The sequence below is a fragment of the Allobosea sp. GW822-FHT05A11 genome, assembly GCF_058800455.1.
The window spans coordinates 811,683-835,608 of record NZ_JBXAMI010000003.1 but is presented as its reverse complement, the minus strand read 5'-3'; the positions used below and the strand labels follow the sequence as shown (position 1 = coordinate 835,608).

17 protein-coding genes and 2 pseudogenes are annotated in these 23,926 nt (G+C 64.6%); 7 read left to right on the top strand and 12 right to left on the bottom strand.

Annotation, left to right across the window (positions count from 1 at the left end; all coding sequences use genetic code 11):
* Positions 1-510 precede the first annotated feature (510 nt).
* The 5 genes and pseudogenes from AC1RLU_RS13495 to AC1RLU_RS13475 all read left to right on the top strand — a co-directional run bounded on the left by AC1RLU_RS13495 (position 511) and on the right by AC1RLU_RS13475 (position 8,661).
* A complete protein-coding gene (locus AC1RLU_RS13495) occupies positions 511-774 on the top strand; it encodes a hypothetical protein (RefSeq protein ID WP_492796130.1) in 264 nt (87 codons plus the stop codon).
* Between the two features lie 222 nt (positions 775-996).
* A pseudogene (locus AC1RLU_RS13490) lies at positions 997-1,284 on the top strand (hypothetical protein); the annotation flags it as partial.
* 524 nt (positions 1,285-1,808) lie between these two features.
* On the top strand, positions 1,809-6,134 hold the full coding sequence (locus AC1RLU_RS13485; protein ID WP_492796129.1) for a glycosyltransferase: 4,326 nt from the start codon (positions 1,809-1,811) through the stop codon (positions 6,132-6,134).
* A gap of 47 nt (positions 6,135-6,181) precedes the next feature.
* Entirely contained in the window at positions 6,182-6,997 is an 816-nt protein-coding gene (locus tag AC1RLU_RS13480) for a glycosyltransferase family A protein (RefSeq protein WP_492796127.1), read from the top strand.
* A 62-nt stretch (positions 6,998-7,059) separates the two neighbouring features.
* A complete protein-coding gene (locus AC1RLU_RS13475) occupies positions 7,060-8,661 on the top strand; it encodes a DUF2793 domain-containing protein (RefSeq protein ID WP_492796125.1) in 1,602 nt (533 codons plus the stop codon).
* A gap of 14 nt (positions 8,662-8,675) precedes the next feature.
* On the opposite strand, the gene AC1RLU_RS13470 is transcribed toward AC1RLU_RS13475, so the two are convergent.
* On the bottom strand, positions 8,676-8,825 hold the full coding sequence (locus AC1RLU_RS13470; RefSeq protein WP_492796124.1) for a hypothetical protein: 150 nt from the start codon (positions 8,823-8,825) through the stop codon (positions 8,676-8,678).
* Positions 8,826-9,091: 266 nt separating this feature from the next.
* On the opposite strand from AC1RLU_RS13470, the gene AC1RLU_RS13465 reads away from it, so the two are divergent.
* A complete protein-coding gene (locus tag AC1RLU_RS13465) occupies positions 9,092-9,919 on the top strand; it encodes an FkbM family methyltransferase (RefSeq protein ID WP_492796123.1) in 828 nt (275 codons plus the stop codon).
* 44 nt (positions 9,920-9,963) lie between these two features.
* Here the strand turns inward: AC1RLU_RS13465 and AC1RLU_RS13460 are convergent.
* The 3 genes and pseudogenes from AC1RLU_RS13460 to AC1RLU_RS13450 all read right to left on the bottom strand — a co-directional run.
* A pseudogene (locus AC1RLU_RS13460) lies at positions 9,964-10,230 on the bottom strand (transposase); the annotation flags it as partial.
* A 203-nt stretch (positions 10,231-10,433) separates the two neighbouring features.
* A complete protein-coding gene (locus AC1RLU_RS13455) occupies positions 10,434-11,936 on the bottom strand; it encodes a hypothetical protein (protein ID WP_492796121.1) in 1,503 nt (500 codons plus the stop codon).
* The gene (locus tag AC1RLU_RS13450) at positions 11,930-13,774 is read right to left on the bottom strand and encodes an adenine nucleotide alpha hydrolase family protein (RefSeq protein ID WP_492796119.1); all 1,845 of its coding nucleotides are present in this window, start codon (positions 13,772-13,774) and stop codon (positions 11,930-11,932) included. Before AC1RLU_RS13450 ends, AC1RLU_RS13455 begins: the two co-directional genes overlap by 7 nt.
* 181 nt (positions 13,775-13,955) lie before the next feature.
* Here AC1RLU_RS13450 and AC1RLU_RS13445 point away from each other — a divergent pair, with 181 nt between their 5' ends.
* The gene (locus tag AC1RLU_RS13445) at positions 13,956-14,078 is read left to right on the top strand and encodes a hypothetical protein (protein WP_492796118.1); all 123 of its coding nucleotides are present in this window, start codon (positions 13,956-13,958) and stop codon (positions 14,076-14,078) included.
* 376 nt (positions 14,079-14,454) lie between these two features.
* On the opposite strand, the gene AC1RLU_RS13440 is transcribed toward AC1RLU_RS13445, so the two are convergent.
* From AC1RLU_RS13440 to ertD, 8 genes are all read right to left on the bottom strand, one after another.
* Positions 14,455-15,243 carry an ABC transporter permease gene (locus AC1RLU_RS13440; RefSeq protein ID WP_492796116.1) on the bottom strand — a complete coding sequence of 263 codons (789 nt, stop codon included), beginning with the start codon at positions 15,241-15,243 and terminating at the stop codon, positions 14,455-14,457.
* A 63-nt stretch (positions 15,244-15,306) separates the two neighbouring features.
* Positions 15,307-17,802 (bottom strand): hypothetical protein, encoded by a 2,496-nt coding sequence (locus tag AC1RLU_RS13435; protein ID WP_492796114.1) that lies wholly within the window; start codon positions 17,800-17,802, stop codon positions 15,307-15,309.
* A 228-nt stretch (positions 17,803-18,030) separates the two neighbouring features.
* Positions 18,031-18,816, bottom strand: coding sequence for an SDR family oxidoreductase (locus AC1RLU_RS13430; protein ID WP_492796112.1), 786 nt, complete (start codon positions 18,814-18,816; stop codon positions 18,031-18,033).
* The gene (locus tag AC1RLU_RS13425) at positions 18,816-19,745 is read right to left on the bottom strand and encodes a dihydrodipicolinate synthase family protein (protein WP_492796110.1); all 930 of its coding nucleotides are present in this window, start codon (positions 19,743-19,745) and stop codon (positions 18,816-18,818) included. Before AC1RLU_RS13425 ends, AC1RLU_RS13430 begins: the two co-directional genes overlap by 1 nt.
* A gap of 211 nt (positions 19,746-19,956) precedes the next feature.
* Positions 19,957-20,640: an aspartate/glutamate racemase family protein gene (locus AC1RLU_RS13420; protein ID WP_492796109.1), complete on the bottom strand. Its 684-nt coding sequence runs from the start codon at positions 20,638-20,640 to the stop codon at positions 19,957-19,959.
* Complete coding sequence (locus AC1RLU_RS13415; RefSeq protein ID WP_492796107.1) at positions 20,637-21,299, bottom strand: flavin reductase family protein; 663 nt, start codon at positions 21,297-21,299, stop codon at positions 20,637-20,639. Before AC1RLU_RS13415 ends, AC1RLU_RS13420 begins: the two co-directional genes overlap by 4 nt.
* A gap of 4 nt (positions 21,300-21,303) precedes the next feature.
* A complete protein-coding gene (gene ertE, locus AC1RLU_RS13410) occupies positions 21,304-22,548 on the bottom strand; it encodes an N-carbamyl-l-glutamate amidohydrolase ErtE (RefSeq protein WP_492796106.1) in 1,245 nt (414 codons plus the stop codon).
* A 5-nt stretch (positions 22,549-22,553) separates the two neighbouring features.
* A complete protein-coding gene (gene ertD / locus AC1RLU_RS13405) occupies positions 22,554-23,903 on the bottom strand; it encodes a hydantoin-5-propionate amidohydrolase (protein WP_492796104.1) in 1,350 nt (449 codons plus the stop codon).
* Positions 23,904-23,926: the final 23 nt, after the last annotated feature.

Here is a 23,926-nt window from a genome sequence, read left to right as displayed (position 1 = left end):
ATCGACGAAACGGGCGATTCCGGCGCGGTCCCCGTTATGTCCCAGTGGCTTTAGCGTGAACTCGCCTTCGAAGCGCGCAGCATAAGGCAATGACAGCGAGGCCTGTGCCGGCGCGATGCCGCCTGTGAGGGCTTCGATCCGCACGTCGCGGCAATCCGTGGGGCGATCAGGCTCGGGGAAAGAAAAGACGCTGTCGATCTGGCGAGAACGCGATCCCGGCCGTGTTTCGACTTCTCCGCTCCACAACACGCAGCCGTCGAGCACGATCCGCAATCTCGGCACCGGTGCGTCGGTGGCGATGTCAGCGACGAAGCGAACGGCCCGGCGTCGCGGATGCAAACCGGGGGGAAGAGGCACGGCGACGCGGGCTGCCGGGCGTGGAGGCGCGATTGCGACAGGGGGCGACGATGGCGCCTCGATCGTGCCGCGAGGCACCCGATCGCCGAACAGCGCCTCGAGCCGCGACAGCTCTTCTGCCGAGACGGCCGAGGCATCGAGCTCGGCGAGCCGGTGGAAGGCCTGGAGCGCGGCCGGGTCGCCGATCCGTTTCAGCAGATGGGCCTGGTGAAGGATTGCGTCCGGATCGCCTGGAGCGCGCGCGATGGCGCGGGCATAGGCTGCAAGGGCGTCCCGATGCCGGCCGGCCTCCTTCAGCGCATGGGCGTGCTGGACATGGATCGCCGGATTTGCGCCATCGATCTGCAGGAATCGTGCATAGGATTCGGCAGCTTCTGCCCAGCGAGCGTCATCGCGAAGCGCGTCGGCTTCGGCTAGAAGCGCAGGGTCGGCAGAATGTGCGTGAGCGCCGGCACCCCGGGCAGAGGAGAGCCATCTGACGAAACGCAACATGGAGATTCGCATACGTAATCAATACCGGTTTTTGCTCTCGCATATAGCGCTTTGATTGGGTAAAGCTCCCCGAAGCAAATTCGGCATTGCACAATACTCGCCTGCGCCGGCGATGCGTTGTGGTTCGACGCGGAGAAGGTCGAAGATATGGATTTGATGCGCTTTGCTCGCAAGTTTAGACCTTCACCAAGGAAGCTTTTTGCGGCTGGCGAGAGATATTCCGCGGGCGGCAAAGGCGATCAGCTCATCGTCGATTTGACCGCAAAGGCGGACGGCTTTCGTGACGCGCGCGCCTGGGGCGAGGCCGCCGAGACCTACGCCCAGGTTCTGGCGATCGTGTCCGGCGAGGCGGGTCTGTGGGTGCAATACGCCCATGCGCTCAAGGAGAACGGACAGCTCGCGGAGGCCGTGACCGCCTATCGGCGCGCGGCCGAGCTTGCGCCGGAGGACGCAGACCCATGGGTTCATCTGGCGCATCTGCTCAAACGACTCGACGATCCCGGCGCGCGCGAGGCGTTCGAGGCCGTGAGGAGCTTGTCGAAGGATCCTCGCATCCTCGCCGAGACGGATGAGGAACTGCAAATTCTCGTCCTGAAGGCTGCCGCCAAGCGCGGCCAGGAGAGCGAGGAGCCACGTACCCGGCCTGACCGCCAAGCGGCAGGGCAGCCGGGCGCCCGGGGGGCTCGGGCGGGCGCAAGGAACGCCCTGCGCCGCAGCAATTCGCCGGAAGCGTCGACGGCGTCCGTAACGGCCGCATCATCGTCGGGCAGGCGCGCAGTATCGTCGGGGAAGGCCCGGCCAAAGTCATCGTCTCGAGCGGGGGGCGACAGATCGAGGGGCTCGCCTGCCATTTTTCGGCAGGGTCAGGCCATTTCGATGGTTTTCAGATCGAGCTGCCCGGCGACATCGCGACCGGTACCCCGGTCGACGTGTTTTTCGAGGATGGCACATCGCTTCCCGTGCCGAGCAGCAATGTTTCCATTGGAAGCGACGCGCCGGATCCGAACGAGGCCTTCGTCGAAGCGGGTCTCGCCGGAGGTGTCCGGGGCTGGTTCGCCGTACCGTTCGAGCGCCTGTCGCGAATTTCGCTGAGGCTCGACGGCGCGCTGGCGGGGGCCGCCCATCTCCAGCCCAGGAGCCTTGCCGGCACCGATGCGGTTGCCTTCCACTTCACACCACCTCAGCTTTTCGTCGACGGTCGAACGCGCATTGCGGTCGTGGAGGCGCATACCGATGCCGGGACCGTCGAGTTGGCGCGCTTCCGCAAGGCCTTCGCTCTCGACGCAAGCCCGGCATTGCGGTGGGAGCGACTTGAGCTCGATGCGGGTTGTTTGATCGGCGCGATCTACGGAGCGCCTCGTCCTGATCTGAGCATCGTGCTCACCGCGCGGGATTTTCCGCTGACCTCGACATTCGCGGTCTTCGAGGAGGCGGATCTCTCTGCCGGTTTCGGCCGTGCGCGGTTCAGTCTCGACCTGAGCGGCATCGGGTCGCTCGATCTCGATGGCGAACTCGCTCTGGAAGCCCCAACCAGTCTCGCACTCCAGAAACTCCCCCTGCCGTCATTGCTTGCCGCCGGGGCGCAGGTGGAACAGGTCTCGCCGGGCGCCTTCGATATCGCTCTGCCGATTCCAGTCAACGGCACGGCCATTGTCGAGGCGACGACGCAGCGAGGCGAGGCGCTGCGTCGAGCGATTCATGTGGCAGGTGCGACGGGTCTGCGGGCCGCTTTCGATAGGGCGGAGGATGGCTCCCCGGACAGTGCCGCAACATCCTCCGGTGTGCTGGCCAAGGGCGACACGATCGTCGCGCTCGGCCTGTTCGGTGTGCCGGTGCGCTTGGGCGGCGATACGGAGGCCGGCAACCGGAAGGCACGCGCAATCGCGCCGAGATCCTTGCGTGATCCGGATGTCCAGATGGCGCTTCGTGCCGGCGGTGGCGCATTTAGCGGCGATGGACGGATCAATGCCTGTGGCGCCTGGAATATCTCCGGCGGGCTGATCCGCGGCTGGGCCGCAAACCTGACGGCGATTGCCGAACCGCTCGAGATCGTCATCGCAGCGGATAATGGGCGCTCCATCCGGGTGACGGCCGATGCGCCGGCCCACGCGCGGGAAGCGGGCTTGGCCGAGCCGCTGCCTTGCGGCTTTGCCGTGCCGCTCGCTCGGCTCCTGCAACCGGGCGAGCGCGCCGCGCTCACCCTGACATTCGAGGACGGGCAGCCCTTCGGGCCGCGGCGCGAAGATGCCCTGCCGGTCGATCCGCCGGGCGTTGCCGAAGCCGCAGGGGTGATCGACCACGCGCTCGCAGCCGAGGGGATCGAGCGCGCCTTTCTGCTGGCGATCGCCCAGACCGGCCGGCATCCGCAACTGGTCGCAAGACGCCTGGTACTGGACTGCCTCCTGCGCGATGCGACGGACGATCCCACCGTTCTGTATGCATCCTTCGAGGACGTGCTGGGCGTAAGCGAGATTCGGCGCGCCCTGGCCGGTGTCGAAGGCGCGGACAGAGCGGCACGCCTCGCTTTGCTTCCGCCTGAATGGATTGCCGTCTTTTCCGAGGAGGCGCGCGCCGCGCTCGCCGAAGAGGCCGCCACCGAGGGTGATCCTGACCGCCGCGCGCGCTGGCTTTGCCTGCGACAGCTTTTGCAGGTCCCGCCAAACGATCTTGCGGGGGCACTGGACGCGACGGCTTCGGCGAAGGTGGTCACGGATGCCGATGCGCATGCCGGCGACGATACGCTGCTTCTGCGTGGCGAGGTTGGTGTGGTGCGGTTGGCGGGCGCTGTCAGCTGGCCCGTCCTGGCCTATCTGTCGGGCGCGCAGCAGATCGTCAGCTTGCAGGGGCATCGGTCCCGCTTCGACGCGCGGCGCCTGCTGATCGGAGGGCGCCTGGAGGGCGGACGACGAGCCGCTCAGCCGGCACTGGCGATGGCGGAATTCCCGGTCGTCGAAACGGAGGCGGCAGAGGCGCCGCAGACCGGGACGATCAGTGTGATCGATCTGCGCCAGGAAGCGCCGGAGACGTGGGTGGAGAGCGCCCGCGCGCGGCTGGCCGCCGTGGCAAGCGAGGCGGCGCCTGACGAGCCGGTGCTGGTGATCAGTCCAGACCTCCCTTATGGCGACTCCTATCGTGACGATGCATTGCGGGCCTATGAACGGGCCGGCCGTCGCAGTACCGCCTTCGTCGCGATGACCTGGGATCTGCGCAAGGGGGTCTTGCAACGTATCCCCGCTGGCGACCATGCCACGATCGCGCGGATCGATCTTGCCGTTTGGCGGGCGGACGACCTGGCCAAAATCGTGTCGGACGATCTTCCGCTCGTCATTCCGGAGCAGGCGCTGACCGTCGCCGAGGGCGCAGCCTTCCAGCGCAGTCAGGCCGAGTTGCTGGCCTGGATGGAAGGCGGGATCAGCCATGCAAATCTCGACCGGATCGTCCAGGCCGAGCGGCATCAACTGGCCAGGCTCAACCACATCGCCGCCGCGGAAGCTGCCGCTGCGCTTCCGGCGGCCACGCTCCCAACGGCGCTCGAGGTCGCTGAGCGCCTGATCCAGCTCGGCCTTCCGCAATTGGCGCACCAGGGGATGAAATCTGCCCTGGCGGCGCCCACGCTGCTTTCGGGGGCCGTCGAGGACGCGCAGCTCGCGGCTCTGGCGAATCTGTCTCGCCGGCTTAGCCTCGAACCGGAATTCGCGGCTGCCTTCTGCCCACAGGCACCCCATCTGGCACGCAACTGCTCGGGTGCTCTGACCGCCGTCGGCGAGGCACTCGCGGCGACGCTGGAGCCCGATGCCCTGACCAGCATGTTCGGCCTCATGTTGCAGGGTGGCCTGGCGTCCAAGAGCGCGCGGCCGGTCTTCCGGGCCTTCGATCTGATCGCCCGCTATTGCTCGCCGAGCACGATCTGGACGGCACTGGTCCAGATCGACGACAGTCGCCCGGCGCTGCTATCAGACCAGGGTTTTGCGCGGATCGTTGCAACCGCCATCGTCGCCAACGATCTCCAGCCCGATTTGAGGCTGCGCAGGAGCGGGCTTGCATTGGCCGATTTCCTGGGTTTCGCGGACCCTTCGGCCGTGCTCACAAGCAGCCTGCGCTCTGCCGATCCGGAGGCGGTCCGGCAGGCGGTGACCCGCTTCTTCGCATCTGGCCGGACTGTGAAGGAATTCGCCGCGCTGACGCGCACCTATTCTGTCGAATTGCAGACGATGGGCTTGCGCTGCGCGGATCTCATCGACCCATCGCGGTTCGACGAACGCGACCACCTGCTGGCCGCCGTGCTGCTGGGCGATCGTGAGACGATGCAGCAGTTCGTATCGCGATTGCCGGCGGAAACGCCGATCGAAGCACCGCTTTACCTGGCGGCCCAGACCCGGCTCGATGATTTCTCCGACTTCAACCGGACGATCGCGCGGCTGTGCCGCGAGCGCGGCGTCGAGCCGGTCGCTTTCGGAACGGGTGGGCTGGCAACGGTCTTCAGCGGAATAGCGACGGCCGAAAGGGCGGCGCGGCCTGCGGCAGTCCATGCCGGCAAGGTCACGGTGATCTGCTCGGTGTTCAATCCGGATCTCGATCTGATGCGGCAGGTGATGCTGTCGCTGGCGTCGCAGAGTTATTCCGACCTCGATGTGATGGTGATCGACGATGGCTCGAACGAGATCGAGCCGGAGTTGATCCAGCAGGCCGCTCTCATCGACCGGCGCTTCCGCTTTCACCGCATGGCGCGCAATGTCGGCCCCTATGAATGCCGGAACTGGGCGATCCGCCATTCGGAGGCGCCGTTCATTGCCATCAACGACTGCGACGATTTTGCCCATCCGCAGAAAATCGAAACCCAGATCGCGACGATGACGGACAACCCCCATGTCAGGCTGAGCACCACCGCTCATGTCAGGCTGGACTATCTGGGGTGCCCGCAGCTCGAGCATACGCTCGAGATATTCGGGGATGGCCCGATGACCTCGGTCTTCCACCGCTCGCTCTTCGACCAGCTCGGCCTGTTCGCGTCGGTTCGCTCGCGCGGTGACGTTGAGTTCCGCGAGCGGGTCCGCAACTGGGCCGGTATCCATGCGATCCACCACGATCCCTGTCCGCTGATGTATTGCCTGGCGACACCGCAATCTCTGTCGAACACGGCAGCGTCCACCCGCGGCCACTATCTCGCATTGCTGCGGGACACCTTCATGAAGCGGGCGGAACTGTTGGCGCTGGGCGCCGAGACGGCCGAAGCGCTGCCGCTCACGGTTCCGTTCCCGCTCAGGCCGACCAGCGCGAGCCTGTGAGCCCGCGAGCTTCGCCAGACAACCGCCACACCGTTGCCGAGACTGTCATGCCCAGCCCATCGTCGACCGCCGAACCGATCACGATCAGCCTGACGACCATTCGGGCGCGTTTGCCGACGCTTCACCTCACGCTCGAATCGCTGGCGCAGCAGAGCTACCCCAGCTTGACGATCCGCCTCTACGTGTCGCGCGACGCCTTTCTTCTCGACGAGGGCATCGACGCGCTGCCGGATGCGTGCATGCGGGTGATCGAGGAGCATGCGCCGCGGATCGAGGTCCATTTCGTGCGCAATATCGGCTCCTACCGCAAGCTCGTGCCGCTGCTCGAGGAGCGGCTCGGGCAATCCTCGCTGGTGGTCACCGCCGACGACGACACGCTCTATCCTCCGAGCTGGGTTTCGGACCTGTATTTCCATTACCGGTTGCAGAACTGCATCGTCTGCTATCGCGGCCACCAGATGGCCTATGACGACAGCGGATGGATCAACTACCGCTCCTGGATGCGCCGCCCGCCGGGCGCCTCCAGGAGCGTGCTGAACCTGCCGACCGGCAAGGACGGCGTGCTCTACAACACCATCTTCTTTCATCCGGACGTGCTCGACATGCAGCGCGGCGTCGTGCTGGCGCGCACAGTCGACGATCTCTGGTTCAAATGGCACAGCGCGATCCTCGATGTGCCGGTTTTCATGATTCATGCCGACTACCGGGTCAATTCATTGCCCGAAACGACCAAAGACCATTCGCTCTACAAGAACTTCAACGAGCAGGGCGGCAATGACCGCGCCATTGCCGCGATCGAAGCCGATTTCAGGACACGCTACGGCGACACTCTGCTTGGTGAGATTCGGCGTCGAGAGTTGTAGACATAATATCCTTGACATAGGAATTATTTCATATATACAGGACTCCACTCAGGGAGTCCGTCATGTCCGCATTCTCGACACCGCGTCTCGGCCTGCCATTCCTCGCTGCTGGCCAGGCGCAGAAGCATGTCACGCATAACGACGCGCTGATGGCGCTTGACGACATCGTCCACCTGTCAGCCACCGCCATGGCGAGCGCATTGCCCGCCGAGGCTGAGGCAGGTGATCGCGTGCTTCTGCTCGCCGCAGCCGGGGGTGGGGCAGTTGGTGACATCGCCGAGAAGGAGGAAGGCGGCGGCTGGCGCTTTGTCCCGCCTCGCCCCGGCTGGGTCGCCTTCCTGGAGCAGGACGGTGCGCTGAAGGTCTGGTCCGAGGGCGCATGGCGGCCGGTCAAATCGCAGCTGGCCGACAGCCTCGGCATCAACACGCAAGCCGCGCTCCCCGCGCGCCTGGCGGTGCGCTCGTCTGCCGCGCTGTTTCATGCCGCGGCGGAGGAAAGCGGCGATTGCCGCGTCGCGGTAAGCAGGATCGCCGTCGAGAACACGGCAAGCGTGCTCTTCCAGACCGGGTTTTCCGGCCGAGCCGAAATCGGCCTCACTGGCTCGGCTGCGTTCGAGCTCAAGCTGTCGGAGGATGGCGCGGCCTGGACGTCGAGCCTGATGGCGACGCCGCACGAGCTCGACTTGCGCACGGCGGATCGCACGCGTCTTCACTTCACGTCGGAAGGCCATCTCATCACCTCGCTGAGCGGCGACACCAGCAATATCTTCGCGGCCTTCTCGGTGCGGCCGACCTTCCAGATGAACAACACCTCGGCGGGGTCTGGCATTCTGCTCAGCCGTTGGGTCGGCAGTTCCGGCGGACCGAACGGCATCGTCTTCGCCAAGAGCCGTGGCGCCACCATCGGGGCGCACGCGGCCACCGCCGCAAACGACGCGCTTGGCGGCATGCATTTCGAGGGCAGCGATGGGACGGCGTTCCTCCGTGCCGCCTCGATCACCGCCGCTATCGACGCGACGGTGGGCAGCGGCGTGGTGCCGGGCCGGCTGAGTTTTTCCACGACGCCGGCAGGGGGGACCCTGACCGAGCGTTTGCGGCTGACGGGGGCGGGCGATCTCGGCCTTGGCGTAACGGCGCCGCATGCGCGGCTCACGGTTGCCGGGGCGGTGTCGCCGGCCGTCGACAATGCTCATAGCCTCGGCAGCGCGAGCTATCGCTGGGCTAGCGTTTATGCAGCGGGCGGCGTGATCCAGGCCTCCGACGAGCGGCTCAAGATGGATGTGTGCGATTGTCCGCTCGGCCTCGACTTCGTGCTGGCCTTGCGGCCGAAACTGTTCCGTTGGCGCGAAGGCGGCAGGCTTGTGGAGGAGCGGGCCGAGCCGGCGCTCGCGCTGGAGGCAGGGGAGGCCGGAGAGCCGGCGCAGATCCGGGCCGTCGCGACCACCCGCGAGGGCAGCCGCTATCATGCCGGGTTGATGGCGCAGGAGGTGCGGGCGGCACTGGAGGCGGCCGGCGTCGACTGCGGAATCTGGTTGCAGGACGATCCCGCCGATCCCGACAGCCGCCAGTCGCTGCGCTACGATCAGTTGATCGCCCCGATGGTGCAGGCGATCAGGGAGCTTTCGGCGCGCGTCGACCGGCTGGAAACGGCATCACGCAAGTAGGTATCCGAGCCAGGTCATTCCTTGGCGATCGGAAGCGTGCCGAGCACGCTGAGCCACCGGTTGATCTGACCGAGCAGGCGTTCTTCGGCGGGCAGGCAATAGGCCCGGCAGATGATCTCCAGGATGAAGTTGGGCCGCGAAGCCTCGATGGTTGGCAAGTCCATCAGAACGCTGATCCGCAGTGTATCGCCTTTTGTTTGACTACGTGCGTCAACCTCTTAGAATGCTGGCCGAAACGACGAGCTTGAGGGAAGCCGATAGCGGAAGGCGTCTCTATCAAGACTGCGCTAAATCAGTTTAGCGCGCTAGAGAAAATGGTATGATTTTATGATTTTTAGGCGAGCGTGGAGGAGAATATAGAGTTAATCTAGCTAGGTAGATGCTATTAAATTATCAGTTACGATTGATTCTTTCACGTCAGAGACGGCGGATGTCAGCCAGTAAGCCTAATGCCACCATCAGCAAGCAGCCCGCAACGCGAACCGTTACGCTCGCGGCCGGCGCTTACCAGTCAATCACTCTTACCGCCCCCGCTCATTGTCACGTCCCGCGCGTAATCGAGCAGCGAGGGTTGGGCGCGCACGAGCCGCACGCGATTGCGGCTTGCCTTGCAGCAATGCAAATAACAAAGGGCCCATTTTATGATGTCGGGGCAAATGTCGGCGTCTTTTCGCTGCTTGTTGCCGCGACCTTGCGTCGGCCTTGCGTCTCATTCGAGCCAACCCCTGAACTGGCGGATGCGCTCGACGATGCCGCTAAGCGCCATTACCTGCCTATCGATGTGAAGCGCGTGGCTCTTTCCTCCAAATCCGGGAATGTCCAATTCTACCTCTCGGCGCGATCAGATGCGTCGAATAGCCTGAACGCAGAGTTTCGATCGCATGCCGGCGTCATTGATGTCGAATGCGATACTCTCGATAATCTGGCGCCTCAGGAAATCGGTGTCCTCAAGATCGATACCGAAACCACCGAGCCTGACGTGATCCGAGGTGCGGCGGGTACGATCGCTAAGCTGCGTCCGCACATGGTTATCGAAGTACTGCCGTCCGGTGAGACGGCAGCGTTCATGAACGATTTTCTACAAAACAGTGGCTACGTTGCCTATCACATAACATCGAAGGCGACGTGGAAGGTTCGAAGGGCCGTCGACGTTGTAAACGCTGGCGAGGATAGAAATTGGCTCTTCGCTCCCTCCGTCCTGCCGGATGAGTTTTGGTCCAGTTTGGACGCATGGCGTTGGCGCATACTCGGGCGGTAGCCTCGGTGCTTATCGTAGCGGGCTCTCGCTGCAGTCTAGCCGGCTCAGGACTCATTGCGTGACAACCAGAAGATGACGGTAGCAGCGATGCAGATTGCTGAGAAGGATGTGTCGGCGCATCGGTCGTAACGTGTTGCGATGCGTCGCCAGTCCTTGAGCCTAGCGAAGAGGTTCTCGACCTTGTGGCGCTGGCGGTAGAGCGCCTTGTTGTAGGGATAAGGGATTTTCCGGCTGCGGCTTGAGGGAATACAGGGCGTGATGCCCTTGGTGGCGAGGGCCTGGCGGAACGCTGCGTTGTCGTAGCTGCGGTCAGCTTCAACCTGCTGCACCAATCGCTACAGAACGTCATTGAGGATGAATTCATATACAACTTTTACAGCGCGACCGATCCCTCGGGCGGCGATGTCGCATGGCACGTCGCGTGGGTTGCGAAAGTTCGCGGCCATTGTCCGCACTTCGGGCAGCCTGATCGTAAAGGTCCGATGAGTTGACGCGCCCTCAGCGGTGCTCGCTCTCAGCACGGTCTCCCGTTGATGCGGACCCTGCTGGCGTCGACCGTCGGAGAACACGTTGACTGGCTGCGACCTACATCTCCATCTATAGAGATTCTGCCCGTCACCTTGCCGCTACGGAGGTCGAGAACTGAGCTGCCACGGAGCAGCGCGTTTTGAACTTCTATATTGCCAACTTCCTGATCGAGGCCGTCGATCCCAATTGAGGCTGCGCGGGCGCCACGCCCATCGATTGCCCCAAACCGGATATCCCGCACCGGGCCAGGTGGGAAGTGCGCCTGCGGGGTCGTGTTGATCCAGACGTGGTGACGGTAAGGTCGGTCGGATACGAGCTTGTCAAAACTGGCGTTCGCCACATTCGAAAGGTGGACCGCGTCGTGACAAGAGGTCCCGTCCTTCGCGTCCTTGACGCCAACAGTCACCGTACCAGCCGAGAACCCATCAGTGCATTCCACGAGAACGCCTTGCTCGTTCGTGCTCGGCGCATTGGCAAAATGGGCATCGTAGATTTCCGCATTGCGCAGGACGATGTTCTTAGCGCGCGATCCCTCTCGACCCGGCTTGCATTTGAAGCCGGATCTCCGTGAACGTCGAGAAACAAATGTCTCGACCGTGATGTTTGAGGGCTCAAGTTCGAAGGTGTTCTTGACCGGCCCTCCAATGCGCATGCCATGGGATGGGGTATCGATTGCTTCTATTCGCCTGAACAGGAGGTCATGGCCGCCGTTGCAGAGCACCGCATTGCCGCCGACTTCAGCGGGCTGGGCTCCATCCGCGAAGCCGTCCTGTTTGACGTCCTCGATGGTCCCACCTTTGACGTTGCGGAGATAAAGTCCCAGCACCGACCTGTGGAAGCGACATGTCCCTATCGATACGTCCTGCAACGGGTTCGGCTGGCCGGCGGCTACTGAGAATTGGGTAAATAGAACGACGGCGTCAATATTGTTGGAGTCGATCCTGGCTAACCGAAAATGACCGGCTTGATCGTCGGCGAGAGTGGACTTGTTTTGGTTGCCGACAAACAGAATAGCTGCGTCCAGATCGGAGGTCTTATTCTTCACGCGCCGCGCGGCTCGAATGGAAATCGCCTCAACTTTTGCCCGGTCGTAAAATCGCACAAGTCGGTTGAAAGCTGCTCCTTCGGCAAGCTCGATATCAATCCGGTCAACGGCGGCATCGGTGCCGAAGGTCATCAAATAGCGACCTCTCGGGATGGGCTTGGTTCGCAGTAAGCGGGCGCCATCGAGTTCAAGCCGGCATGAATCCGGAAACTCGATCACCGAGTCTCCGTCCAATCGGTAAACATCACCCCTGTTACCTCGGATTGAGAGGTTGGGCTGGCGATGCATCTGGCGGGTTAGCGCTAGCCACCCCTCAGTTTCGTCCTTGATCCCGTCGCCACGAATGCCGAAGTCCCTGACATTGAGCGCGGCATATGCGCGAACGCTCGGGGCAGCAATCGCGGCTGCAGCGCCGGTCAGAAATGCGCGTCGGGTTGCTACCATCTGACTTCATAGATTGCAGCGGCAACTGCTATCCGGTCGAGGAACTGGCCGATCACAAAGCGCTCGTTCGGGTGCTTGTCGCTGTGGTCGATTGGGCGCCCTAAGGCGCTAAGCCATAGTTCGGCCTGCATATCAGGAATGATGCTCGGCTGTATATCACGCCACACAGAGCTTTGAAGGACGAGATTCGCGATGTCCTTCTTCCGCTTGCTGTGGCTAACGCCATCGGCATCAAGGACGATCGCGCTCTTGGGCATCGTCAGATTGGTGAATTTGTTTGCCTCGCGAGGCTGCCGAGCCGCGAAACCGTCCTGATAGTTGTGATCGCTATCGACGAATGCCACGCGATGCGGATCCCTGTCGAACCGCCAGATTTCGCCGAACAATGGCAGGGCGGCGATCTGTGGTGCTAGCTTCTTGATGGCGCCGAAAACGACCCTCTCCGATATCCGGTCGAAGGCAAAGAGGGCGCCTGCAAACTGCGCAACGCGTTCGTCGAGTAGCGGGTAGCACATGAGGGTTTGAGCCGTCAGATCGAGAGCGCTCGGTGCGCTGAAAAGGCTGAGACGGAAGTCCCGGTTGGGATAGAACAGCGCGTCCAGTGGCTCCCTCGACAGGAGGGGGAGGCGCTCTCGCATATAGGCTGCGAACGCGCGCTCTGTGGTTTCGGCTGCATGGGATGTCACGTAAGGTGAGACGATCCAGCCGCGGTTGAATGACGCAAGGAATTCCGGATCACGCTTCATCGTGCGAGCCGATCCGCCTCGCAGGAGGTGACCGTGCCCGTGGAAGGAGGGTCGCGTAGACGAGAACGAAAGGTCGTATAGGTAGTGGTATTGGTGAGCGAAGGCGGTGCCTAGGCCTTCCGATGTCCGCAATGCCGATGCGAGCGCATTGATCGGGTCGGTGATGATCCGCTGCGGTCGAAACTCAAATGAGAAGCCAGCGGTGCGGGTGACCTCTTGGGCGATCTCGCCCTCGCCGGTCGTATCGTTGCCGAATGTGAAGGCTTCAGCGTCGGAGACGCCAAGGCCAAGGAGAGCTGCGGCTATCGTGCGGCTGTCTTTGCCGCCCGACATGAAAATCCCTGCCTTAGTGCGGGCGGCTGGCCAGACCGCCCCCTTCAGCAGGTCGGCAAGAGCTTCGGCTTTCTGGTCAAGAGGGCAATCCTGCGGAATTGCCTCGATCGCCGGCGTCGGGTGGTCCGTAATGGAATATTGGCCGTCTTTTAGCGCCACGGCCATTCCAGAAGGCACCGCTCGCGTTCCATCGTAAGGCGTCAGACCGTCGAAGGCGAACCCTGCGGTGAGATACTTTGGCAGATAGTCCAATGATGGGCGGTAGCCACGCGATAGCACCGAGGCTGCATACGTCAGCCGCGGGCGGTTGCCAGCAACGCAGAAGCCGTCTCGGTTCTTGGCAACGAACGTCGTGATGGCCGAGGGGATCGTGCTCCACGCCATTGCGGATGAGCCCGCCGACGTTACCCAAGCCCATGATGCTACGCCACCCGGGCTTCTGTCGAATGACAGCTTGGTGCCGGAAACCCGCGCAAGTTGCGAGAGGGAGCCGCTAGGACCAAGGACGCCTTCGGCGGCGTAATTGCTGCAAAGGAATGTGCCGAGATTCGTGATGACGTGGCCTGGATTGATTGCTGGTGCAAGCCCGTCCGCATAAGGTGCAGACCAATAGCAAAGCAGAACCGCATCGGACGGTTGAACGATAGTTGGCTTCGAACTGAAGCCGGGCGGAAGGATTGTCGAAGCTGAAGCAATGAAAGACTGGATATCGGACAGATAAGCTAGGTTCTTGATCGAAAACAGCAGGTAAGCGTACATTCGGCTTCTCTCGCCTCCCGGGGCAAAGAATGATTTCGGAAGCTTTGAGGCATCCTGCGCGTACTAGCAAGGGGGTTGCGATTTGGGCGGGTTAAGCTCTTAGTAATAGGCTGAGTACTCTTGCCCTAATTCCGCCGGGAAACGGGAGCGTCTGTTGCGATCTGCCGCTCTGGAGGCCGCCATGGACGACCTGTCCTACATCATTTACGGCCTCGTCGCGAAAGCGCGGCGGGTTGCGCGTGGCGCAGGATACTGCGCTGCGGGTATCGTCGTGGCGCTTCTTGCTTGGCGATGGACCCATTGACGGTTTGTGCGGGGCCTTGAGGGGCGATGCTTAGATCATGCGTCGCCTTCTCTGCCCGCCCTGACCGGCGGATTTTCACGCCGCCTTCTGGACATCTGGCACGCGAGTTCTTCGCATGCACTGGGCCGCATCGTGCCAGTTCGGCTTCGGCACTGCCGGATCGACGATGCAGGCCGGACGCACGCAGACCTCGCGGCGTTCGGCGAGCGGACAGAAAGGGGCGGGCTGGGCTCCGGCCGGCAATGAGGCGAGTGCGGCGACAAGAAGCCCCGCAATCGCTCCGGCGTGGCTGATAGCTGCGAGGATCCGCGTCCGACACATGAACGCCGCCGCCCGGATCGGAGTGCTCCAGCGCCGGAGGGGGAGGTGCATTCTGCTAATTCTGGCCGACATGGTCTTCGACCAGGCGGAAGGTCAGGAAGCCGAGGCCTGTCGTCACCAGCGCCCATGCCCAGGCATAGGCGGGCGTTGCGTAGGTCGGGATCTCGGGGCCGAAATATCCGCCTCGGATCAATTCATAACTGTGAACGAGAGGCACGTACCAGATGATGTCCTTGGCGGCATCCGGGAGCCAGCCCACCATGAAAAAGGCTCCGCCGAACGGCAGAAGAAAATACTGGAACGGCCCGACGAGCTTCTCGACGATCTCGGAGAGTTCGCTGAGCGCCGCGATCAGGAGGCCGGCGCCGAAACCGAGCGCGCCCATGAGGAACCAGCCATGGAGCATGTCGGCCCAGTCATAGGCTTCGGGCAAGGAGCCGATCGCCTGCAGGAACAAGTAGACGATCAGGGCACTGGCCGAAATCGAAATGAAATCGAGTATAAATCGCGTGAAGATGGCATCCAGGAGATGGATATCTCGGAAAATGACGAGATGCTTGCTCCCTCTCAGAAGGTGCTGCATCGACGACAAATGCCGCCACAGGAGCAAGGGCAGATATCCGGTGTAGGCGAGGGCGACGACGTTGGCGCCGTGCGTGAGGCTGCCCTTCGTAATGGACCAGACGATCATGACGCCGCTGCAGAACAGCATCGGTTCGGCGATGACCCAGAGGAAGCCGATATTCCCTCGACCGTATCGCCCGACCAGATAGCGCACGATCAAGGCCTGGTAGACCCGTTGTTTGACCGCTAGCGTATCGCGCATGGTGGGTTGGCTGGACAAATCGGGGCTCGCCTTCGGCTGTTCGATCGCTGTCGTGCCTTGGGGTATCACGCTTCCTTTGGATCAGCCAAGCTGATCCGGGGCGTTGTCAGGGCTACCGGCCATTCTCCCGGCATGCCGGGCGCTTTGCGATGAAGCCGGCTGTTCTTCCGCCTCTGTAGGGTGGAGTTGTGCTGAGGGGCGGCTCGCCGCGGCTTTGTCCGCCGGCGCGAGCTGTTCATCGAGGTAATGCAGGACAGCAGCATCCGTCGCGGGGCGATAGGCGCGGAACGGTGCGAAGGCCTCGGACCAGTTGGGATTGACGGTCGGGTCGAGCTTGAGCTGGGCGGGCCAGCGTGCATTGAAGCGCCTGTCCTCCGCAGCGGCACGGGCCGCCTGCGAGATATCGGCGGCATACCTGCCGCGCGTCTTGGATTCGTGATGGATCAAGGTGATGTGCGGTGTGTAGAGGGTGTCGTGGCCCAGCTCGCGCAGTCGCAGGCAGAAATCGATGTCGTTGAACGCGAGGGGAAAATCCGGGTCGAAACCGCCAAGCGCCTCGTATTCGGCCCGGCCGGTCGCCAGGAAGGCGCCGGTCACGGCCTGGGCCTTGCGCCGGCGCTGCCAGCGGCCCGCAGGGCCGGCTGCGCTCTCTGGTTCGCCGCGGCCCTCATGCTCAGGGCGACCTGCCCATGAGCAGAGAATCCCGGCATGCTGGATGGTCCGGTCCGGGTACAGGAGCTTCGCTCCCGCTGCGCCGACGCCATCGAGGGCCAGAACCGCGCGGAGCTCATCGTCCCAATGCTGCGTCAGCATCTCCATGTCATCATTGGCGAAGAGCAGGATCTGCGCCTCCCCGAGTTCGGCCACGGCGCGGTTGTTCAGCCGCGACCAGTTGAAGGCCTCGTGATCCCGCAGGATTTTGACACCGTCGCCCGCCAGTCGCGCGAGTGCGGCTAATCCCTCTCCGAGAACGCCGTTGTCGACGACGACGATCGACAGCGCTTCGGGGTGGCGAGCTGTTGCCCGCAGAGAGCGGGCGAAGCGCTCCGCATCCTCGGCATGGTCGCGGGTCGGGATCACGCAGCCGATGTTGACAGGTGGGCCGCTCTGGATCGCCACAGGTGTGGGGGGCGAGGCCGGCACGCCGCCAAGGTCGCAAGCCAGAAAAAGCGGGATGTGCAGCGGTGCCGTGCGATTCGCTGCCGCTGCTCCCAGGGCCGCGACGCTCGGCAACAGGCCGGCTTGCGCGGTGGCAATCTTCTCCAGCGTCTCGCGCCTCAGAGCGAAGGCGCTGCCCGGTTCGGCGGTGCCCCCATACGAATCGTGGCGCGAACGCAGGATCGGTTCGTGACGTTCGATTTGCCCATGCGCGGAAAGGCGCCCGCTTTCGCCGTCGGCATACGCGGTCTCGGCACGCTCGAGCGCGAGGGTGAACCAGCCTGGCGCGGCCGCATCGGGGACGGCCTCACCGTCCAGGATCAGGAGGCCGTGGCAGTCATGCTCGACGAGGAGTGAGGCCAGCGCCGGAAGCGTCAGCTCGGCCCTGCAGAGCAGGTGCTTGCCTGCCTCGGGCGCTGCCCGGCGCATGATGTCGTCGCTTCGGCGCGCGTCGGTTCCGGTTGCAATCAGCATAACGTGCCGGCTCGCCAGTGCGATCAGCGCATCGAGCCGGGTATGGAAGGAGTGGTCCGTCCCGGCGTCGGCATCGAACAGGATGGCCAGGCGGAAGGGCTTTCGAGGGGGCGGTGCGGCCGGCGATGGGTAGTGACGCCGAAAAAGATCATGGAGCTCGGATGGGAACGCGGAGCCGGCCGAGACGGACGGCAGTAATCTCTCGATCCGGGAGAAGTTGTCCCTCAGCCCGGCAAGAGCGTCCGCAAGGGAAAAGAGGGCGGAGGGCTCCCCGCGTTCGAGCGCGGCGAGTGTCCGGTGGATATGGTCTTGCGGCTCGCCCAGCCAGGCGAGTTCATCGTGAGCTGCTCGGTTGACCGGGTCTCGCCGCAGTGCCTCGCGAAAGCTCTCGCGAGCTTCCTCTATCCTGCCTGCCATTTTCAGGGCACGACCGAGCTGAAGCGGAATATCGGCATCCTCCGGCCGCTCCAGCTGCGCCCGGCGGTAATCGAGTTCGGCAGCTGCGAGTTCGCCCGAATCCTTCAGCATGTTCGCACGCTGAACGCGCCAATGCGCCGCGTGGGGGGCGAGTGCGAGCGCTTCCTGATAAAGCGCGGCGGCAGCGGCCGTATTGCCGGCATCCCGCTCGGCATCAGCGCGGTGTGCCAGATTTTTGGCCGTAGCCGAAGGAGTGATGCTGACGATCCGCCGACGGGCCTCCTGCAGGGCGGATATCAGCATTGTCTGACCCGGTTCAGCCCGCAACGCGTTCTGAAGCAGGGTAGCCGCCGCTTCCACCCGCCCGTCATCGATCAGAAGGCGCGCGGCTGAAAGGGCCTGCTCCGGCGTTGGCCGTAAGCCTCCCTCGATGACGAGCGCTGCCAGCGCCTGCCGGTCGCGTTTCCGCAGGGCCTGGGCGAACCGACGATTTTGCAGCGATGTATGAAGTCGCAGGAGAATATTCATCGCTTCTCTGTCGTCTCCCGCCCGCTCCTGCCGCCGCTCGTCAATTCAATCGCGGGCCGACCGATCGAAACCGGCGCGGCATGTGCAACGATCGCAGGCAATGCGTTCGTGCTCACATGTTCTGACTCGGCGGGCAAGAGCCTACCGTTCGCCTGGCCCGATAGGCTATCCCCCCAGCGGTTGAGGGTGCAGGAAACGGCAAATCGACCCGCAACCCTCGCCAATGTGTCAGATTCCGCGGATCAAGCCGCCGTCGATGCGGATTTTCGCACCCGTCACATAGCTCGCTCGTTCGCTGGCGAGGAAGGTGACGACATCGGCGAATTCCTGCGGCTTGCCGTAGCGGCCCGCGGGAATCGTCGCGATAGAGGCTTTGGCCACGGCCTCGCGCGTGCCGCCGCTGCGAGCTGCCGCAGCATCGTCGAGCTGGTCGACGCGTTCGGTGTGGATGCGGCCGGGCAGCACGACATTGACCGTGACCCCGCTGCCCGCGACCTCCGAGGCCAGCGTCTTCGACCAGCCGATCACGGCGGCGCGGATGCCGTTGGAGAGAGCAAGCCGCGGAATCGGCTGCTCGACGCCGGAGGAGGCGATGGTGACGATGCGGCCGAAGCCGCGCTCCGTCATCCCCGGCAGCAGGCGCTGCGCCAGATGGAACAGGTTGGCGGCCATGCCCTCGAAATACTTCAGCCAGTCGTCGCGCTTGGCATCGCGCGCCTCGCCCGGTGGCGGGCCGCCGGAATTGCCGATCAGGATATCGACGCCGCCTTCCGCGATCAGCTTGTCGGCGAGAGCATCGATCGAAGCGAGATCGGTGAGGTCGAGCTTGGCGGAGCTGGCACGGCCGCGCTGCTCGGCCGGCAGGCCGGCGATCCAGGTCTCCGTCACATCGGTGCTGCGCGCCGCGGCGATCACCGTCGCGCCCTCGGCGGCGAGCGTCTGTGCGATCACCGCGCCGAGCCCACGGCTCGCGCCCAGGACGAGGGCGCGCTTTCCGGAAAGTCCGAGGTCCATCAGCCGATCTCCTTGAGGCGGCGCTCCTGCCGCGCGATGAGCCGTTCGATATCGGCGACATCCGCCTTGGACAATGCTCCGCCTGGCTTGCGCAACGTGGCGGACGCGATCGCGCCGCGCTTCGCCAGCGTATACTTGCGGATGGCGAGGCCGAGGCCGGGCTGCTGCTCGTAGCGCGCCAGCGGCAGATAGGCATCGAACAGGTCATGCGCCCGCTCGACCTTTCCGGCGGCATGCGCCTTCCAGACATCGACCATCATCTCGGGATAGGCGAAGCCGGTCATGGCGCCGTCGGCGCCGCGCGACAATTCCTCCGGCAGGAACATGCCGCCATTGCCGACGAGGATCGAGATGCGGCGGCCGCCCTTGTCGCTGGCCGCACGCAGCGCCGAGATCTTGGCGAGGCCCGGCCAGTCCTCGTGCTTGAGCATGACGCAGGTCGGATGATTGGCGACGATCTTCAGGATCACGGCGGACGTGATCTGGACCTGTGTGACGAGCGGAAAATCCTGCAGCACGAAGGGCGTCTTCGCGCCCAGCGTCTCCGCCACCATCGCGTAATAGGAGATGATCTGGTCGTCGGTGCGCAGGTTCGAGGGTGGCGCGACCATGACGCCGGCTGCACCATCGCCCATCACGCTCTCGCTGAGCTCGGCCATCGCGGCGAAGCCTGCTGCCGAGACGCCGGCGACGACCGGCATGTGGCCATTCACGCGCTTCAGCACGCGGCGCACGAAGATGCGCGATTCCTCCGCTGTCAGCTTCGGGGCCTCGCCCATCATGCCGAGCACGGTGAGGCCGGTCGCGCCCTTCTCCAGGTAGAAATCGACCATGCGATCGGTGCTGTCGAGATCGAGTGCGCCGGTTTCGGTGAAGGGCGTGACCGCAATGACGTAGACGCCATCAGCGGTTTCATCGAGCAGAGCCATGGTGGTCCTCAGTTGCTGGTGAAAGGGCAATCATCTGCCCGGATGAAGAGGTTCTTTCCCGTCGGGCGAGCACGGCGCCCGACAGGCCTGATCGCCTTCCGGCCTTGCTGTGCGGGGCGCCGTTGGCGCGCTGATTGATGGTGCGGCCGAAGGCGTGGTTGCAAAGGCATCTATTGCAAATGCTATTCAGTCTTATCCGCGATAAGCGGTTTCAGCTCCCGGCCAGAGGGCGCCCGCCCCAGCCCAGCCGGGCGCGCCCGATCGCCATGGTCACGGCAGCCTGCGTCGGCTCGACGACGGGTACGCCGAGCTCGCGCTCCAGCGGCTCGCGAAAGCGCGCCATGCCGGCGCAGCCCATCACCAGCACATCGGCATGGTGCGTGTCGCGCAAGCTCCGCCCGACGCCGATCATCCGCTCCAGCGTAATCCGTTCGTCGGCCATCTCCTGGATGGTGAGGTTCACCGGCAGGTCGCCGGCGAACCGGTCCATCATGCCCATGGCGCCGAGATAGCGCAGATGGCGCGGGATCGAATTCTGCAGCATGGCGACGATGCCGAAGCGCTGGCCGAGCGTCAGCGCCGTCAGCACGCCGCATTCGGCGATGCCGAGCACAGGCTTCGTGCTCTGCTCGCGCAGTGAATGCATGCCGGGATCGGAGAAGCAGGCGACGACGAAGGCGGCGGCCTCGTTCTCAAGGCCAGCGGCGCGCTTGAGCAGGGCCGGGATCAGTCCGTCGACATCACGCTGCGACTGGATGCCGGGCGGGCCATCGGCCAGCGTCAGGCATTCGATCGCCGGCCCGCCGGCCATGCGCAGCGGCGCCACGGCCTCATCGATGCCCCGCGTGACGCGCTCGGTCGAGTTCGGGTTGATGACGTAGATCGTGCCGCTCACGAGGCCTCTCCTTCGGGAATGGTGGGGCGGACCCGCTCGCGCCAGCCGTCCACCGTCTGGCGCGGCTCCTGGAAGCGGTCGCCCAGGCCGAGATACCAGTCGGCGCCATGCAGGCGGCCGACCAGATCGAGCTTGTCGATATCGACATGCAGGCGCTCGTCGACGATGCCGTCGCGGATATGAAGATGGACGATCTCACCGACGACGAGATTGCGATGCCGCGTGCCGAGCGAGAGCGAGACCGTCTCGCGGCATTCGAGCTGGACCGGCGAGGCTGTGAGCCGTGGCGCCGCGACCTTGGCGCCCGCCGCGATATCGAGCCCGGCCGCTGCGATCTCGTCGACCTCCGAGGGGAAGTCGATGGCGCAGACCTGCATCGCCGCGACCATCGCCCGGTCGACGAGATTGACGACGAAGCCGCCGGTCTCGCGGATATTGCGCATCGTGTCCTTCAACGGCGCCGCGCCGCTGCGCCCCTCGATGCCGAGCACGACCAGTGGCGGCGCATGGCTGAACACGTTGAAGAAGCTGAAGGGCGCAGCATTGGCGCGTCCCTCCGCGTCGACCGTGGTGACGAGCGCGATCGGACGGGGCAGCACCGTGTTGACGAGGAGCTTGTAGAGATCGCGCTCCCCAAGGTCGCTTGCAGCCCAGTCCATCGGCTCAGCTCAGACTCGTATCAAGCAGGCGCACCGTCTCGGCCAGCACGCGGGCGCCGTCGCCGGCCTGGTCGGGCGTGATCGATTCCTCCGGCGCATGGCTGCGCCCTTCGAGGCAGGGCACGAAGAGCATGCCGACCGGACCGATATGGGCGATGTGGACGCCGTCATGACCGGCCCCGCTCGGGAGGTCGCGCGTCGCGAGGCCCAGCGAGGTCGAGGCACTGGCGATGGCCGAGCGAACCTCCGGCGCGCAGGCCGTCGGCGCGACATGGCTGATCGGCTCCACCGCGATGGTGAGACGCAGTTCTTCGAGGGCCGGGCGCAGGTCGCGCACCAAGGCCTCGCCGAAGGCCTTCACCGCCGCCTCGTTGCCGGAGCGGACTTCCAGCGTCATCACCGCCTCGCCCGGCACGGCGTTCGCGGCATTGGGGCTGACCTCGATGCGCCCGAAGGTGGCGACCAGCGGCTGGTTGTCCCGCGCGGTCGAAAGCGCGCGCTTGTAGGCGGCTTCGATGAGCTTCGCGGCGCCGACCAGCGCGTCGGCCCTGAGCGGCATCGGCGTCGCGCCGGCATGGTCGGCCCGGCCGGTGACGATGATGCGCTCGCGGCGGATGCCGACGATATCGGTGACGATGCCGATCGGGATGCGCTCGTTTTCCAGCACGCGGCCCTGTTCGATATGAACCTCGACATAAGCCGCGATGCCGTCGGCCGGCCGCTTGACCGAGGCAAGCTCCGCCGGCCGGCCGCCGACGAAAGCGATGCCCTCGCGAAGCGTCATGCCGTTGGGGCGGGTCATTGCCAGATGCTCCTCGCTCAGCGTTCCCGCGAGTGCGCGGCTGCCGATGCAGGAGAGGCCGAATTCGCTCGGCTCCTCCGCCAGGAAATCGACGACCTCCAGCGTATGGCGCAGGCGGTCCCCGCGCTCGCTGAAGCTCTGTGCGACTTCCAGCGCGGCGAGCACGCCGAGAATGCCGTCATAGCGCCCGCCCGAGGGCACCGTGTCGGAATGCGAGCCGATCAGGATCGGCTTCAAGCTCGGATCGGCGCCCGCGAGCCGGCCGATCAGGTTGCCGGCGGCATCGAGCTCCGTCTCCAGCCCGGCCTCGCGGAATTCCGCCGCCAGCCATTCGCGCCCTTCCAGGAAGCGCGGGGTGAAGGAGCGGCGCGTCCAGGGACGCTCCGGGTCGGTGATCCCGGAGAGAGCCTCGATGCGGCGCCAGAGCCGGTCCTGATCGATCGACATGACGGTCACGCCGCCGGGCGCAGGAAGCGGCCGTCGCCGGCCTTGTTGCGGATCTCCTTGCCGTCCCAGGCGAGCTGGCCGCGGACATAGGTTGCGGCGACGCGGACGCGGAATTCGCGGCCCTCCATCGAGCTCCATTTCACGGCTGCGAGGCTCTTGCTGGGGTCGTGGATGAAGCGGCCGGGCTCCAGCACGGTGATGTCGGCATCGGCGCCGGCTTCGAGCCGGCCCTTGTCGGCGAGCAGGAAGGCCTTGGCCGGCCCCTCGCAGAGCTGCTTCACCACGATGGTCGGCGACAGGCCGTGCTCCTCGCAGCCGGTCCAGAGCGCCGGCAGCAGGGTTTCGATGCCGGGCCCGCCAGAGGTGTTCTTGAAGATCATCGGATCGCCCTTCTTCTCCAGTCCCCAGGAGACGTGGTCCGACGAGATGAAGTCGCAATGGCCGGCGGCGAGATGGCTCCAGAGCAGGTCGCTCTCGGCCTTCGGGCGGATCGGCGGGTAATGCTTGATCTTGGCGCCGAAGCGCGGGCCATGCTCCTCGGCATTGAGCATGAAATACTGCACGCAGCTCTCGACCGTCGCCTTGTATCCGGCCTGCTTGTACATGTTGCAGATCTCGAAGCCGCGCGAGGTCGAGACGTGGACGGCGTGCGCACGCGCCCCGGTCTCGGCGCCGATCTCGTAGATCCGGGCGGTGGCGAGGTTCTCGACGAGCGGGGGATGGGCGCGCAGGAAGGCGTCCGGGCCGGTATCGCCGGCCTCGATCAGCTTCGCGATATTGCGCCGGGTCATCTCCTGGTCCTGGTTATGGACGCCGCAGAGCAGCCCGGTCGGCTCGATCAGCTTGAAGGCCTCGTAGAGCGTGTCGTCGCCGATGCGCGGAAAGCGCGTCGGATTGGCCTCGAAGGTCGAGAACTTGAAGGCGCAGGCGCCGGCCTCGACGAGGCCCGGAATGGCATGCAGGCCGTTCTCGATGGTGATCGTGGCATAGAGCGCGACATCGACATGGGCGTCGCGCTCGACCACCGCGACCTTCTCGTTGAAGAGCTTGGCGCTGGTGACGGGCTCCGGCTCGTCATAGGGCATGTCGACCATCACGGTGACGCCGCCGGCCGCCGCCGCCCGCGAGCACATGCCGATGCCCTCGTGATTGGCCTGGCTGCCGGAATGGACCTGTCCGTCGATGACGCCGGGAATGATCCACTGGCCGCGGAAATCCTGCGTCTCGCGGGCCGAAGGTGGCGTGCCGGAGCCGACCTTGCCGACCTTGCCGCCGCTGACGGCGACATAGCCGTCCTCGATGATCCGGTCGGACAGCACGATATTGCCGCGGAGGACGAGATCGAAATCGCTCATGGTCGGGTTATCCGGTTATCATG